This window comes from Halogranum roseipondis (assembly GCF_059695585.1).
The window spans coordinates 2,638,452-2,652,354 of record NZ_CM185235.1 but is presented as its reverse complement, the minus strand read 5'-3'; the positions used below and the strand labels follow the sequence as shown (position 1 = coordinate 2,652,354).

Here is a 13,903-nt window from a genome sequence, read left to right as displayed (position 1 = left end):
GACACGTCAGAAACGACCGCCGCAATCGCGGCGTCGGCGACTCCTGCGAGCCTGGCGAAGAGTGTCAGGCGAGAAGGTACACCAGCGAGTACGCGACCCACCCGAGCGTCACCGCCGTCAGCCCGGTGACGGCCGCCGACAGTCGTTCCGGGAGTTCGAAGGCGGGTCGCGGCAGTCGCCGCGACGCCATCGACCGCCGCAATCGCGGCGTCGCGCCGACCGCGCCGACGGCGAGGACGGTGAACACGAACGGGTACGAGAGATCGAGCGTCGGCGCCGGGATGACGAGTAGACTGCCCGCGTAACCCACCCCGAGCGCCGCCCGCGCGTCGACGGCAGTCCGGAGCGACCGCCCGGTCAGCCACAGCCCGACGAGCACCGCCGCCCAGATCGTCGCGAGCTCGAATCCGAACGCGCTCAGCAGGTGAACGGTCGGGTCGGCGTGCAGGGTGAGTCGCTCGGCGAACACGACGGTGTCGAGCGGGTACAGCAGTGCTGGCGGTTCGCCAGTGAACAGGTCGCCGAAGGGGTGGGAGGCGACGCCGAACAGCGCCGCGGCGGCGAGGCTGCGGGCGTCGAGTGCGGTCCGACGGGCCGCCACGAGCGCGATGCCGAGCGAGACGGCACAGAACAGTCCCATCACGACCGCGCCGAGCAGGCCGCTCTTCGCGCCCGCGGCGACGACGAGGGCGGCCGAGACGAGGAGGCCGCCACCGGTCGACAGTCGACTCGCTCGTCGCCGCCGACCGCCGAGCGACGAGGCCCGCACGCCGGAGGCGACGAGGCCGACCGCGAGCGAGACGAACAGCGCGACCACGAGCGAGTGGGTCACCGCCCGGTGGACGAGGTTGCCGGTCTGCCAGAACGCGCCGGCGAGCGCCAGCGCGTTCCCGACGCTGGCGGTGGCGACGCCGACGAGGGCGTACGCCATGTCGACGTCGGGCGCGGCCGCGAACAGCCCGGCGACGAGACCGACCGAGAGCGCACGCTCTCGCGGCCACCCGGTGAACGCGGCGACGCTCGCGGTGACCGCGAACGCGAGGAGGGCGTGACCGACGAACACGACCGTGCGTTCGTGCGCTGAGAGAATAAGCCCCTCGGAACGCATGCTACCTCGTCACAGGCCCGTCGACCGGTACCGTTCGACCGTGGACTACGGCGACGGGTCGATGGCCCGGCTCACTCCCGAGAGGGACGCTGCCGGCCGGCAATCCGGTTCGAGAGCGGATCGACAGCGCGAGCCGCGCCTATAATACGTTCGCCGCTCGTACCCCTCGTATGACCCCACCGGCGGACGCCGACTCCTCTGCGGACACGCGGGAGGCGATCATGGAGGCGACGTTCCGTGCGCTCAGCAAACACGGCTACACCGACCTCCGGATGCGGGACATCGGCGCGGAGTTCGAGATGAGCCGACCGCTGATCCACTACCACTACGACGGGAAACACGAACTCATCTCGTCGTTCCTCGAGTACGTGATCGAACAGTACGAGGGGAGCGTCGAGGTGGACCCCGAGGCCGACGTCCGGACGGAACTCGACGCCCGGATCGACCAGTGTCTGTTCGGCCCGGCGTTCGAGGACGACTTCGGCCACTGGGACCGGATGAAGGTGTACCACGAGCTGTTCTCGCAGGCACAGCACAACGAGCGACACCGGGAGATCTTCAACGAGCACTACAGCGAGATCCGAGCGAGCATCACGCGGGTCGTCCGCCGCGGAATCGACGAGGGGATCTTCCGGGAGGTCGACGCCGAGGACGTCTCCCAACTCGTCACCGACGTCATCCACGCCGCCCGCGGACGAAGGATCTCCCTCGGACACGACGACGCGCCGGAGCAGGCACGCCGCGCCATCGACGAGTTCGTCCTCTCCTCGCTGGTCCGTCCCGAGGAGCGGTAGAACGGCGACGGCGACCGCGCCGACCTCCGTCTTTCCCCTCCTCGTCCGCGTTTGACCACGTGGTAAACGTTATGTCGCGGCCGGCGAATTCGACGAACGATGCTGACAGTCTCCAAACCAGTGTTTCGCACGGAGGGCGTCGAACCGTCCTCCGGGACCGAACTGCTCGGGCCTGGGCTGACGGCTGAAACGTCGGTAGTCGGCCGGACGTCCGTCGAGGCGCGAGACGCCGGCGACGAGTCCCGTTCGACTCCGACGGGAGGACACACGACATGAGACTTGGCCAGTTCGAGACGGACGGGACGGAGCGACCGTGGGCCGGTGTCGTCGTCGGCGACGACGTCGTCCACGTGAGAGAGGCGGGTCGTGCGACGGGCATCGAGTTACCGCGCGGACTCCGAGCGCTGATCGAGGTGTGGAACTGGCGAGAGAAGGTCGAACTCGCGGTGTCGTACGCGCGGGAGACCGGCGTGGGGACGTACGCCGTCGCCGACGTCGACCGAGTCGCTCCGATTACGGACCCGCAGAAGGTCGTCGCCGTGGGGTTGAACTACAGCGAACACGCCGAGGAGGGGGAACACGACGTTCCCGACGCGCCGGTGCTGTTCGCCAAGTTCCCGCAGTCGCTCGTCGGGCCCGACGCCGCCATCGAGTGGGACCCGGAGTTGACCTCGGCGGTGGACTACGAGGGCGAGCTCGTCGTCGTGATCGGGAGGCGGGCGCGGAACGTCGACACCGAGGACGCGCTCGACTACGTCGCCGGCTACACGGTCGGCAACGACGTCTCCGCCCGCGACCTCCAGAACGCCGACGGACAGTGGGTCCGAGGAAAGAGTCTCGACACGTTCGGACCGCTCGGCCCGGAACTGGTGACGCCCGACGAGATCGACGACCCCCACGACCTCGACATCTGGACGGACGTCAACGGCGACCGGCTTCAGGAGTCGAACACGCGTCATCTCGTCTTCGGCATCGACGAGATCGTCGCGTTCTGTAGCCGGTCGTTCACGCTCCAGCCGGGCGACGTCATCTACACCGGGACGCCCGACGGCGTCGGCTTCTTCCGCGACCCGCAGGTGTTGCTCGGCGACGGCGACACCGTCACGGTCGGTGTCGAAGGTGTCGGTCGACTCACGAACTACTGTACGGAGCGCTGAGTCGTCGCCCTCGATTGTTTCTTCTCGTTGTAGTCAATAAGAATATATAACGGTAGTTATTTATTGTTTTACCACTTGGTCAGGACCGGAGTTACCATGGGACAGATCAACGGGTTACATCACGTGACCGCCTTTGCGAGTGACGCACAGCAGAACCTCGACTTCTTCCGGAAGGTGCTCGGGTTGCGGTTCGTCAAGCGAACCGTTCGGTTCGACATCCCAGAGAAGATCTACCACTTCTACTACGGCGACGAGGTGGGGTCCGCCGGATCCATCGTGACGTTCTTCCCCATCGAGGACATGCCAGAGGGAAGTGTCGGAAAGGGAGGTCTCAGCGGCTGTGGACTGGTCATCCCCGAGGGCTCCGTCGAGTACTGGACGAACCGGTTCGAGGAACACGGCGTCGACCACGAGGTGACAGAGCGCTTCGACGAGACGGCGATCGAGTTCACCGACCCGGACGGCACCCCGTTCGAACTCGTCACGGGCGAGTCCGACATCGACGCGTGGGACGGCGGCGACGTCCCCGCCGAACACGGGATCCGCGGGCTCCACAGCGTGACGGTACACTCGAACGACCCGGCAGGGACGTTCCGCGCCCTGGAGACGATGGGCTGGGAGCGCGTCGGCCGACAGGACTACCCGCAGGCGGGCGACCGCGTCCGGTTCCAGGCCCCAGGATCCGGGAACGGTGCGGAGTTCGTCGACGTGCTCATCCGACCGAACGCGCCACAGGCGGTGATGGGGACGGGGACGTTCCTCCACATCGCCTTCGACGCGGGCGAGAAGTGGGAGCAGAAGGAGTGGAGCGACCGGTTCCGCGACGAGGGGCTCGTCACGACGTCCCGGAAGGACCGCGACTACTTCTGGTCGATGTACTTCACCGAACCCGGCGGCTCGGTCTTCGAGTTCGCGACGACGGGTCCGGGCGTCACCCTCGACGAGGACGTCGACGAACTCGGGGAGACGCTGAAAGTCCCCGACTGGCTCGACGTCGACCTGGAGTACATCGAAGAACAGCTGCCGGACATCACCGTCGACTGACTCGAGCGACGACTGCGGTCGCTCCTTGCGTCCGCGTCTGTCGTCCAGGACGACGCTCGGAGGATACGGACGACGTCCGCGGTCACGTTCGACACCGACCGACTTCGACACAGGCGAAGAAACCTCCACCACGACGCCCGAAGGACACACGATGGACTCACGCTACCCGACGAAGCGACCGATAGACCCGGACTACCTGGAGGGGGACACGACGGCGACGTTCCCCTCCGAGTTGACGAACGTCCCGTGGATCGACATCCACAACCACGCTCACACGCTCTCGTGGAACGAGCGCGAGAAGTTCGCGCTGAGCGGCTGCCAGGGGATGGTGATGATGGCGGCGGGCTACTACTGGACGCCGTACAAACCGGTCGCACCCGACGACGTTCGGTATCTCTGGGACGACGCGCTCAACCGACTCGACCAGATCGAACGGTCGCACGTCTTCGACGCCAAACTCGGCATCGGCATCCACACCGGTGCGCGGGTCGACGACTACGAGACGTTGCTCGAGGTGATGCCCGACTACTGCGCGCTCGACGAGGTCGCCGCCGTCGGCGAGATCGGGATCACCGCCTCCCAGCACGTCTCGCGCTGGGAGCTCGACGACCAGAAGGAGGTGACGAGACGACAGTTGGCGATCGCGGCCGACCACGACCTCCCTGCCGTCGTCCACACCCCACCGAACCTGACGGACGTCGACATCCCGTTCCGCGAGCGCGGCCGCATCCCGGGCTACGAGTTGGACATGCGTCTCCAGCAGGACCCCGTCGTCGACGGTGAGGACGTCAAGCGGGCGGCGACGGAGATCGACGTCGAACTGAAAGACGAGGCGGGACTCCCCGACGAGCGACTGGTGCTCTCACACGCCGATCAGAGCGTCGCTCCGTACGTCATGGAGAACACGGACTGCTATCTGAGTTTCACCGTCAGCTATCCGTGGCTGCTCGGCGTCACGCCGCGGGACGTCGCCGCCGTCGTCGAGGAGTACGGCCCCGACCGCGTCCTGGTGGAGACCGACAGCGCCGGCGTGCTCCGGAGCGACGTCTTCTCGTTCAAACGGACGATCTTCGAACTGTATCGGCTGGGTCTCGACGTCGACACCATCAGACAGATCGTCTACGAGAACCCGCGACGAATTCTGGATCGGTAGGGCGGTCGTTCTCGGAGTTCTGACTCCTCGCCACCCGGTGAAGCGACTCGGCGACGTTCGGGTGTCGGAGGATCCGCGGGCCGGACCGTCGGTTCGACGGCCCGTCGCTCGTCAGGCCGGGGCCGCGCCGTGAACGACCTCGTAGCTCCCGTGGTCGTCGACGCCGATGACCGCCCAGTCGTAGGGCGGCTTCATCTCCATCAGTCGCTCGCGGAGTTCCCCTGTGTTACCCTCCCACGTCACGAAACAACGCAAACGAGGTTCGTCACCGTTCCCGCCGTCCGTGAGGACGCGCTGTTCGGTCTCCGCGTCGATGCCGTTCATCGCGGTTACGTGGACGGTGCGCCACTTGCGCTCCGCCGTGAGTTCAGTCCCCTCGCCGGAGACGACGTAGCCGAGGCGGGTGAAGATCTCCCGCGCTTGCTCGACTGGTGGCATGGTAACAGGGGCCATGTAGCTAGCCATACTACAGCCCTTGTGATAAACTTTGGCACCGTTCGAAAACCGACTCCTTCGCGGCCTCTATCCGCCGAACTCGGTCACTCGTGGGCGGCGTCCCACTCCTCGGGTTTGCGGATGTTCTCACACCGGTTGCAGACGATGCGACCCATCGTGTCCATCGCGTTGTCGAACGTCCCGCAGTTGTCGCAGTAGAACCCCCAGCGCCGGTCGGCGTCCTCGGAGACGTAGACGACGAAGAACGGAGCCTCCGACCCGCGGACGCCCGCGCTCCGGTCGACGTACACCTGCTCACCGTCCGCCGTGGTGGCCGTTTCCAGTGTCATTGCCCCCGCTACGGGGCGGTGGCTTTTGAATGTGGTTCTCGGCGGTCAGAAGTAGACGGAATCCGGCGAACAGCTACTCGAACCGAATTCGAGCCGTGGCTCTTCGGCAGGCGCAGGTTCGATCTCGACGTAGACTCGGTCCGACGGTTCGTCGGTTCCGTCACAGTCCGGATAGAAGTGATAGTGGTCTCGAAGCGAGATGACACCGCCGTCGCGGGTCCGTGCTCCGACCCGAACGAGATACCGTCTGCTGGGGACGACGTCCTCGTCGCTCGTCTGGCTGTCCTCGCCGTTCCCGCCGGCGAGGTCGTACTCGCGCCCGAACACGCGCGCTTCGCCCGCTTCGTTTCGGTCGACGCGATAGAGATCGATGGTGAGACGATACGCCCGTTCGGTGTGGTTCATCACCGTCAACGTCAACTTCGGCCGCGAGACGAACGGCAGACTCGCACATCCCGCCAGCGACGTCGCCGCCGCGGCGCTCCCGAGTCGAAGAACCTCTCGTCGCGAGTGGAGGGCCATACCTCCGGTTCAGCGAACGCTGAAAAGAACCTTTCTCTACGTTCTGAAGGACTCGCCACAGCCACACTCGCTCTCGACGTTGGGGTTCTCGACGTGGAACCCCTTCGCCTGCAGGCCGCCCTCGTAGTCGAGCGTCGACCCGCCGATGTACTTCATGCTGGCGGGGTCGACGAACACCCGAAGTCCGTGGAAGTCGGTGACCGTGTCGTCCGGTTCCGGTTCGTCGTCGAAGCGCATCCCGTAGGAGAGCCCCGCACAGCCGCCCTGCTGGACGAACAGGCGGAGTCCGGCGACGTCCGTATCCAACCCTTCGCCGTCGAGAAGCGAGATGGCCTCCTCGGCCGCCGCTTTCGTGACCGTGATGGGGGCTTTCGCCTCGCCTTCGGCGGTTCCCGTGCTCATAGGTGACTCTTACACGGCCGACCGTGTTAACCCTGACGCCGACCCCCGACGCGACCCGTCTCGGACAGTCGGTGTCACCGTCGCGCGGTCACCACGACCGCTCCCTCGTCGGCCGCGTCGTGGTCGACGGTCACCCGCCCGAACCCCGCCGTCGCCAGCGCGGTCTGCACCGCCTCGACGTCGACCGTCCGAATCTGCTGGCGTTCGCTCGTCGTCGCCTCTCGCCCGCTCTCGAGGTCGGTCACGCGGTAGTCGACCCGGCGTTCGACTCCCGGCAGCGTCGGTGCGGGGACGACGTCGACGGCGCGCTCGAGGCGGTATCGCTCGTCCGTGAACACGCCGACCGTCGCCGCGTCGACCCCGTCGCGGTCGACGACGGCGTCGAAGACGAAGACGCCGTCCGGTGTGAGGTGGTCGGCGACCGCTTCGAAGCAGGCTGCGAGGTCGTCGTCGCTCGCGAACCGCGAGACGACGTACTCGAAGGCGACGACGGCGTCGAACCGCCGCCCGAGGTCGCAGTCGGTCACGTCGCCGTCTTCGAGCACCGCGTGTCTGACGCGCCGTTCGGCGAACGCCAACAGGTCAGGGTGGGCGTCCAGCCCGACGACGTGGGGGAACCGCGCCTCCAGGAGCGGGAGCAGCCCGCCGACGCCGCAGCCGACCGCCAGCACCGTCTCCGCCGTTCGGGGGACGCGCTCGGTCGCCGTCCGAAACTGCCGCTCGTAGCGGTCCTCCGCGTCGGCCGCCAGTCGGTCGGCCAGCGGGGCGAGCGTCGTCGCCAGCGAGTGCTCGCCGTCGGGATCCTGAAGGACGGCCTCGCAGGCCTCGGCGAACGTCCGGGTGAGCCGAGCGTCGGTCACTCGTCGGCGTCGGCGTCGGTGTCGACGTCGCTCTCGCCGTCGACCGTGAACCGCCGCCGGACGCTCTCGGCGTGGGCCTCCAGCCCCTCCGCCTCGGCGAGCGTCGTGATGGTCGGCGCGAGGTCGTCGAGCCCCTCGCGGTCGAGTCGCTGGACCGTCGTCGACCGCAGGAACGTGTCGACAGAGAGTCCACCGTACAGTTTCGCGCCGCCGTTCGTCGGGAGCACGTGGTTCGTCCCGGAGGCGTAGTCGCCGGCCGCGACGGGCGTGTACGGGCCGAGGAAGACGCTCCCCGCGTTCGAGATGCGGTCGAGCAGCGCCTCGTCGTCGCGGGCCTGAATCGTCAGGTGTTCCGCGGCGTACTCCTCGGCGAAGAGGACGGCCTCGGACATCGACCGTGCCAAGAGGACGCCGCTGGCGTCGTTGGCGAGGGCGTCCTCGATTATCTCGACGCGTTCGCGGTCGGCAGCCTGTCGCTCGACCTCGTCGACGACGGCCTCGGCCGTCGCCTCGTCGTCGGTGACGGCGACGACCGACGCCTCGGGGTCGTGTTCAGCCTGTGCGACGAGGTCCGCCGCGACGAACGTCGGGTCGGCGGTCTCGTCGGCGACGACGAGAATCTCGCTCGGCCCCGCGAGGAAGTCGATCTCGACGTCGCCGCGGACCTCGGCCTTCGCAGCGGTGACCCATTTGTTGCCTGGGCCGACCACCTTCTGGACCGCCTTGACGGTCTCGGTCCCGTAGGCGAGCGCCGAGACGGCCTGTGCGCCGCCGACGCTGTAGACGGCGTCCGCGCCCGCGGCGTGGATGGCCGCCAGCGTCACGGGGTTGATCTCGTCGGCGGGCGGCGTCGCGACGGCGACGTGGTCGACGCCGGCGACCTTCGCCGGGATGACACCCATCAGCGCGCTGGAAGGGTAGGCGGCCGTTCCACCCGGTGCGTAGACGCCGACGCGGTCCAGCGGCCGAAAGCGGCGACCCAGTTCGCGTCCGCCGAACTGCTCGCGCCAGTCGTCGGGCATCTGTCGTGCGTGGAACTCGCGGATGTTCTCGGCCGCCGTCTCGATGGCCTCGCGGACCTCCTCGTCGACGGCGTCGTAGGCGCGTTCGGCCTCGTCGGTGATGTCGAGGTTCCCCACCTCGACGTCGTCGAACTCGCGGCAGAACTCTCGGACTGCGACGTCGCCCTCCTGGTGGACTCGATCGACGATGTCGCGGACGTCGCCCCGCACCGCCTCGATACCGGCGTCGCGTGCGAACAGCGCGTCGCGCTCGTCCGGCCCGAGGTCGGCGATCTCACGTACGTTCATGCTCCCGAGTTCGGAACGCCCGCGAAAAACGGTTTCCATAGCGTGGGAACGACACGCCAGGCTACTCCCGGTTCGAGCGGCTTCGACGGCCGCCTCAGTTCGGGTTGTACTCGATCTCGCCGGTCCACTTCCCGAAGACGTCGTCGCGCTCTGAGTCCTCGTCCATCAGCAACACCGTCACCTCGAGTGTGCCGGGCTCGAAGGTCGTCAGGCCGCCGCCGCGGACCGTGATATTGTACTCGCCGGCTTCCTGCTCCAAGACGAGTTTCGTCCGCTCCAGGAGTTTGTCGTTCACGAGGACGACGAAGTAGGGTTCACCGTCGGCCGTCCCGTGGTCGGGGTCGACGTTCTCCATCGTCGTGTTCGCCCGGACGCGGAGATCGAAGTTCGAGTACCCCTCGCCGTCGGCCCCTTCGGCGGTGTTCACGAACTCGACGCTCTCGATGCGGCCGCGGTCGAGCTGCGTCTCGTCCACCTGCGTCGGACTGTTCGGCGGCGTCGGCGAACTCCACTCCGCGGTCGGCGTCGGTTCGGGCGTCGACGTCGTGGTCGGTGTCGCCGTCGCTGCGTCGGTCGTCCGTGTCGTCTCCGTCGGCGATGCGTCTCCCGGTCCTGCTCCGCCCGTGCAACCGGCCAGGAGGACGAGTCCGCCGACCAGCAACACGAGTACGCGTCGGTTCATCGGGTCGGGGTTCGGACGCGTCGACCCTTATTATGCAGTTCCTATATGTCTCCCGAACCGACACTAGCGACAGTGACTGGCGAGCGGCGACCCCCGAGGACTGACTGTCCGCTCCGACAGCCACACTCGCTCGGCTACGTCTCGTCGTCGGCCATCTCGCCGAACACTTCGTCGGCGTCGGCCGGGACGTCGAAGTCGTGGTAGTTGTCGCCCTTCTCGGCCGAGAGGATGTTGAGCGCGGCGGCGGCCCCGTCGCCCGCGGAGATGACGGCCTGCCACTCCTCGGCGCGGACCATCGCACCGGTCGCGTACGCCCCCTCGACGCTCGTCTCCATCGTCACGTCGACGTCGACGACGTCGTTGTCGAACGCACAGCCGAGGTCCTCCGCGAGATCACGGTTCGCGCCCGTCGCGAGGACGACGTAGTCGGCGTCGTACTCGCCGTCGCCGGTCGTGACGGTGAACCCGTCGTCCGTCGCGTCGACGGCCGTGACCTCCTCACCCTGCGTGCGGTCGACGCCGAAGTTGTCGACCTGGTTCCGCAGCGTCTCGAGGAAGACGGTGCCGTCTTCCGACCCGATACCGGGGTAGTTGAACAGATGTGCCTTGTGCATCCACGTCTTGTCGGTGTCGAACACCGTCGTCTCGAGGCCGTTCTTCTGCGTGAACAGCGCCGCGCTGAGGCCGGCGGGACCGCCGCCGACGACGATTACGTCTGCCATGTGCCGACGTACGCCACCATCGACCGAAGGTGTTAGTTTAGCCGACATCTTTGCCGATACCCCCGCTCGGACTCGACGGTCGTCGGTGACGGAGTGGCGCTTTCGCTCTGAGACGGACCGTACCCACTGACACGACCGTAACTGCATGACGGGAGTGTTACTGGATGGTTTATCCTTCAGTAGTGTGTACGAGAAGACAGATGAGCGACGACGTACCCGTCACCGCCGACCTGCCGGACAGCCCGTTTCACACCACCGGAACCGACCACGTGACCATCTGGGGGAGCAACGAGGCCGACACGGTCGCGTTCTACCGCGACCTGCTGGGGATGCCGCTGGTGCTACGCCAGCCGAACCTCGACGACCCCTCACAGACGCATCTGTTCTTCGACACCGGCGACGGCCGCATCCTCACCTTCTTCGTCAGCGACGACCGTCCGTCGAACCGCCACGGCCAGCGCGGACAGGTCGGCTCCGTCCACCACCTCTGTTTCAGCGTCGACCCCGAACGGTTCGAGGAGATGGTCGAGGCCATCGACGAGGACGGCCGCGGCTACAACATCTTCGACCGCGGCATCTTCTTCTCGCTGTACACGCAGGACAACAACGGGCTGGTCATCGAACTGTCGACCGACAAGTACGAGATCCCCGACGAGCGTCGCGGCGAGGTGCTCGCGAAGACTCAGGAGATCCGCGAGGCGGCCGGTGCCGACTACGCGAAGGACGAACACATGAAGGCGGCGCTGGAGGAACTCGGACTCGACGCGACGGCACACGACCTGCCGGACGCCGCGTCCGGTGTCGGCGGTCTGCAGTAGAATAACGAACGGACGCGGTCGGTTCTTTGCTCTACTCTACTCTTCGGACCCTTCCGGGTTGTAGACGGTGTCGTAGTCGGTCCAGACGCCGTAGACGTCGTCGAACTCGCTGTCACGGTCGACGAGTTGGACCTTCACCTTCAGGGGGCCGGCGTCGAACTGGTCCCACGCCTCTCGCGGGATGTCGAGCGTCCACTCGCCGTCCTCCTCGAACTGGACGTAGTCGCTGCGGTAGGTGAGCGTGTCGTTGACGTAGACGAGGAAGTACGGTTCGCCCTGCACGTCGCCGTGCTCCGGCGGGTCGACGTCCTTCATCGACGTGTTCGCGCGGACGCGGAGGTCGAAGCTGGAGACGCCCTCGCCGTTCGCGCCCTCCTCGACGTTGACGTACTCGACGCTCTTCAGCCGCCCCTCCTCGACTTTGTCTTCGCGGGGGGAGTTCGGCGGCTGCGGTTCGCTCCACGACTCGTCCGGCGTCGCTGTCTCGGTCGGCGTCGACGTCGCGGTCTCCGTCGACGTCGGTGACGTGGTCGCTTCGGTGGCCGCCGTCTCGCCTTCGGTCGTCTCGGTGTCTGCTGTCGTCTCGGCCGTCGAACCGGCGTTCTGTCCGGTGCCGCCGGCACAGCCGGCGAGCACGACGAGAACTGCGAGCAGTCCGACGAGTAATCGTCTGTTCGGCATCGGTTCGACCACGACGCCCAGGGGGTGTTATTATACGGTGCATATGTCCCCCTCGGTTGCCGGTTCGACGCCCGGTCAGTCCCACCGAAGCATGCAACCGACCAGTCTCGCTACCTCTCGGTGGCGCCCACCTACGAGGTGAGTTCTCTGGGACGTCGTCGGCATCACAGACCGACGGTCGCTTCACGCCGACGAGCGAAACGCGAGGCTGTACATCTCGCCGATCGACTCCGACCCGATCGCCTCGACGAGTCGGTCGGCCTCCGCCGTCATCGGCCCGCCCAGCCCGTCGGGAAGCGTCGCCGCCGACGCACGCGCCACTTCGGCGTGTGCCCTGACGTGACTCTCGGTCCACGGCACCGGGTCCAGCAGCGTCAGCGCTCTGTCGAACTCCCAGCCGGACCCGACGAACAGACGGCGGAGCACCGGCGAGGGGTAGAACGTCAGTGCGGGTCGGCCCGTCGTCAACTCGCTGGCGGCGTTCTCCAGCGCGAAGAGTTCCCGGACGGCGGCGTCGTCGGGGAGGGGTTCGTAGTCGTCGACGACGAGCCGACAGCCCGGAGCAGCCACTCGAGTCAGCTCCGAGACGACGGCGTCGAGCGACTCGGGGGCGAGGACGTTGAACAGCCCGTGGGCGGTGACGACGTCGACCGAGTCGGTCGAAAGCGGGAGACTCCGGAGATCCGCCTCCAGCACGGCCGCTCGCTCGGGGTCGTCGCGGGCGACTCGGTCGCGTGTGACCGCCGCGTGTTCGGCGTCGTTCGTCACCGCGTAGACGCGGCTGGCACCCGCCGCGAGCAGTCCGGCCGTCGTGTTGCCGACGCCCGCTCCGGCTTCGAGACAGACCGCTCCCGACACCGGTTGGTCGGCGAGCGCAGCCATCACCGTCCGTGGGACGTCGATAGTCACGCGTTGCTCCTTGCGGGGTCAGTGGTGCAACTGCTCGGGGACGGGGCTGTCGTCGTGACGCAGTCGCTCGACGAGCGAGCGCTGGGCCGCGTCGTCCATCCCGTCGTAGCGCTCGGCCGCGTCGAGCACCATCGCGACCAGTTTCGGGTCGCCCGGGGTGACGACGCTCGTGAGCCCCTGTGCCGCCGCGAAGTCGAACCGCTCGCGGATCTCGTCGGGCGTGTCGACCGGTCGATACCAGTTGGCGTACGGCCGGTCTCCCTCGGGCAGTTCGTCCGTCGACGGCCACGACCCCTTCGCGAACGCCTTGATGCCGAGCGTGCCGACGCCGAGGTCGTCCGCCCGTTCGAGCACCGACGCGTAGTCGTACTCGTCGCCGTCTTTGCCGACGACGACGGGGTTCATCGGGAGCATCAGCGTCTCGAGGTCGTCGATCCGGTCGAGCGCGTCGTGGATCAGCCGCGGGTCGCCGTGACTCGTCACCCCGACGTGGTCGACGAGTCCCTCCGCTCTCGCGTCGCGGATGGCCTCGAGTGCGCCACCCTCGCCGGTGATCGTGTCGAGCTCCTCCTCGTATTCGAGTCCGTGAATCTGATAGAGGTCGACGTGGTCGACGCCGAGCCGGTTGAGCGACTGCTCCAGTTTCCGTCTGGCTCCCTCGTACTCCCGCTCTTGGGTCTTGCAGCCCAGAAAGATCTCGTCGCGGTGTTGTCGGAGCTTCGGCCCCAGTTTCAGCTCCGCGTCGCCGTACGTCGGGGCGACGTCGAAGTGGTTGACGCCGTGGTCGAGCAGCAGTTCGACCAGCTGGTTCGCCCCCTCCTGTTCGAGCCAGTTGAGTGCGATGGCACCGAACGTCGCGACGGTGCTGTCGTGACCGGTCTCCCCCAGAGCGCGTGTCTGCATGACCGACGAGTCGCGGGCGACGGACAAAAGCGTGTGTCTCTCTCACAGACGAC

Annotated in this window: 17 protein-coding genes; 5 read left to right on the top strand and 12 right to left on the bottom strand. The window is 67.3% G+C overall.

Going from position 1 to position 13,903, the window contains the following annotated elements; all coding sequences use genetic code 11:
• Positions 1 to 64 precede the first annotated feature (64 nt).
• On the bottom strand, positions 65 to 1,108 hold the full coding sequence (locus EOHIBHHM_RS13870) for a metal-dependent hydrolase (RefSeq protein ID WP_497251557.1): 1,044 nt from the start codon (positions 1,106 to 1,108) through the stop codon (positions 65 to 67).
• Positions 1,109 to 1,278: 170 nt separating this feature from the next.
• Here EOHIBHHM_RS13870 and EOHIBHHM_RS13865 point away from each other — a divergent pair, with 170 nt between their 5' ends.
• The 4 genes from EOHIBHHM_RS13865 to EOHIBHHM_RS13850 all read left to right on the top strand — a co-directional run bounded on the left by EOHIBHHM_RS13865 (position 1,279) and on the right by EOHIBHHM_RS13850 (position 5,256).
• The gene (locus EOHIBHHM_RS13865; protein ID WP_497251555.1) at positions 1,279 to 1,902 is read left to right on the top strand and encodes a TetR/AcrR family transcriptional regulator; all 624 of its coding nucleotides are present in this window, start codon (positions 1,279 to 1,281) and stop codon (positions 1,900 to 1,902) included.
• A 272-nt stretch (positions 1,903 to 2,174) separates the two neighbouring features.
• Positions 2,175 to 3,059, top strand: a complete 885-nt coding sequence (locus EOHIBHHM_RS13860) for a fumarylacetoacetate hydrolase family protein (protein WP_497251553.1) — start codon at positions 2,175 to 2,177, stop codon at positions 3,057 to 3,059.
• 96 nt (positions 3,060 to 3,155) lie between these two features.
• Positions 3,156 to 4,103, top strand: a complete 948-nt coding sequence (locus EOHIBHHM_RS13855; RefSeq protein ID WP_497251551.1) for a VOC family protein — start codon at positions 3,156 to 3,158, stop codon at positions 4,101 to 4,103.
• A 151-nt stretch (positions 4,104 to 4,254) separates the two neighbouring features.
• Positions 4,255 to 5,256, top strand: a complete 1,002-nt coding sequence (locus EOHIBHHM_RS13850) for a TatD family hydrolase (RefSeq protein ID WP_497251549.1) — start codon at positions 4,255 to 4,257, stop codon at positions 5,254 to 5,256.
• A 111-nt stretch (positions 5,257 to 5,367) separates the two neighbouring features.
• On the opposite strand, the gene EOHIBHHM_RS13845 is transcribed toward EOHIBHHM_RS13850, so the two are convergent.
• From EOHIBHHM_RS13845 to EOHIBHHM_RS13810, 8 genes are all read right to left on the bottom strand, one after another.
• Entirely contained in the window at positions 5,368 to 5,709 is a 342-nt protein-coding gene (locus EOHIBHHM_RS13845; protein WP_497251547.1) for a DUF7116 family protein, read from the bottom strand.
• Between the two features lie 86 nt (positions 5,710 to 5,795).
• Positions 5,796 to 6,041: a DUF5816 domain-containing protein gene (locus EOHIBHHM_RS13840; RefSeq protein ID WP_089823434.1), complete on the bottom strand. Its 246-nt coding sequence runs from the start codon at positions 6,039 to 6,041 to the stop codon at positions 5,796 to 5,798.
• Positions 6,042 to 6,086: 45 nt separating this feature from the next.
• Positions 6,087 to 6,563 (bottom strand): hypothetical protein, encoded by a 477-nt coding sequence (locus tag EOHIBHHM_RS13835; protein WP_497251545.1) that lies wholly within the window; start codon positions 6,561 to 6,563, stop codon positions 6,087 to 6,089.
• Positions 6,564 to 6,599: 36 nt separating this feature from the next.
• Positions 6,600 to 6,965, bottom strand: coding sequence for a HesB/IscA family protein (locus EOHIBHHM_RS13830; RefSeq protein WP_497251543.1), 366 nt, complete (start codon positions 6,963 to 6,965; stop codon positions 6,600 to 6,602).
• Positions 6,966 to 7,039: 74 nt separating this feature from the next.
• Positions 7,040 to 7,825: a class I SAM-dependent methyltransferase gene (locus EOHIBHHM_RS13825; RefSeq protein ID WP_497251541.1), complete on the bottom strand. Its 786-nt coding sequence runs from the start codon at positions 7,823 to 7,825 to the stop codon at positions 7,040 to 7,042.
• Positions 7,822 to 9,135 carry a histidinol dehydrogenase gene (gene hisD / locus EOHIBHHM_RS13820; protein WP_497251539.1) on the bottom strand — a complete coding sequence of 438 codons (1,314 nt, stop codon included), beginning with the start codon at positions 9,133 to 9,135 and terminating at the stop codon, positions 7,822 to 7,824. The genes EOHIBHHM_RS13825 and hisD overlap by 4 nt, the downstream gene beginning before the upstream one ends.
• A gap of 94 nt (positions 9,136 to 9,229) precedes the next feature.
• Positions 9,230 to 9,817 (bottom strand): hypothetical protein, encoded by a 588-nt coding sequence (locus EOHIBHHM_RS13815; RefSeq protein ID WP_497251537.1) that lies wholly within the window; start codon positions 9,815 to 9,817, stop codon positions 9,230 to 9,232.
• A 134-nt stretch (positions 9,818 to 9,951) separates the two neighbouring features.
• On the bottom strand, positions 9,952 to 10,539 hold the full coding sequence (locus EOHIBHHM_RS13810; RefSeq protein WP_497251535.1) for an NAD(P)/FAD-dependent oxidoreductase: 588 nt from the start codon (positions 10,537 to 10,539) through the stop codon (positions 9,952 to 9,954).
• Between the two features lie 200 nt (positions 10,540 to 10,739).
• On the opposite strand from EOHIBHHM_RS13810, the gene EOHIBHHM_RS13805 reads away from it, so the two are divergent.
• A complete protein-coding gene (locus EOHIBHHM_RS13805) occupies positions 10,740 to 11,357 on the top strand; it encodes a VOC family protein (RefSeq protein WP_497251533.1) in 618 nt (205 codons plus the stop codon).
• 36 nt (positions 11,358 to 11,393) lie between these two features.
• Here EOHIBHHM_RS13805 and EOHIBHHM_RS13800 read toward each other — a convergent pair whose 3' ends face one another.
• The 3 genes from EOHIBHHM_RS13800 to EOHIBHHM_RS13790 all read right to left on the bottom strand — a co-directional run bounded on the left by EOHIBHHM_RS13800 (position 11,394) and on the right by EOHIBHHM_RS13790 (position 13,850).
• Positions 11,394 to 12,038 carry a hypothetical protein gene (locus tag EOHIBHHM_RS13800; protein ID WP_497251531.1) on the bottom strand — a complete coding sequence of 215 codons (645 nt, stop codon included), beginning with the start codon at positions 12,036 to 12,038 and terminating at the stop codon, positions 11,394 to 11,396.
• A 183-nt stretch (positions 12,039 to 12,221) separates the two neighbouring features.
• Positions 12,222 to 12,941, bottom strand: coding sequence for a class I SAM-dependent methyltransferase (locus tag EOHIBHHM_RS13795; protein ID WP_497257001.1), 720 nt, complete (start codon positions 12,939 to 12,941; stop codon positions 12,222 to 12,224).
• A gap of 24 nt (positions 12,942 to 12,965) precedes the next feature.
• The gene (locus EOHIBHHM_RS13790; RefSeq protein WP_497251529.1) at positions 12,966 to 13,850 is read right to left on the bottom strand and encodes an aldo/keto reductase; all 885 of its coding nucleotides are present in this window, start codon (positions 13,848 to 13,850) and stop codon (positions 12,966 to 12,968) included.
• Positions 13,851 to 13,903: the final 53 nt, after the last annotated feature.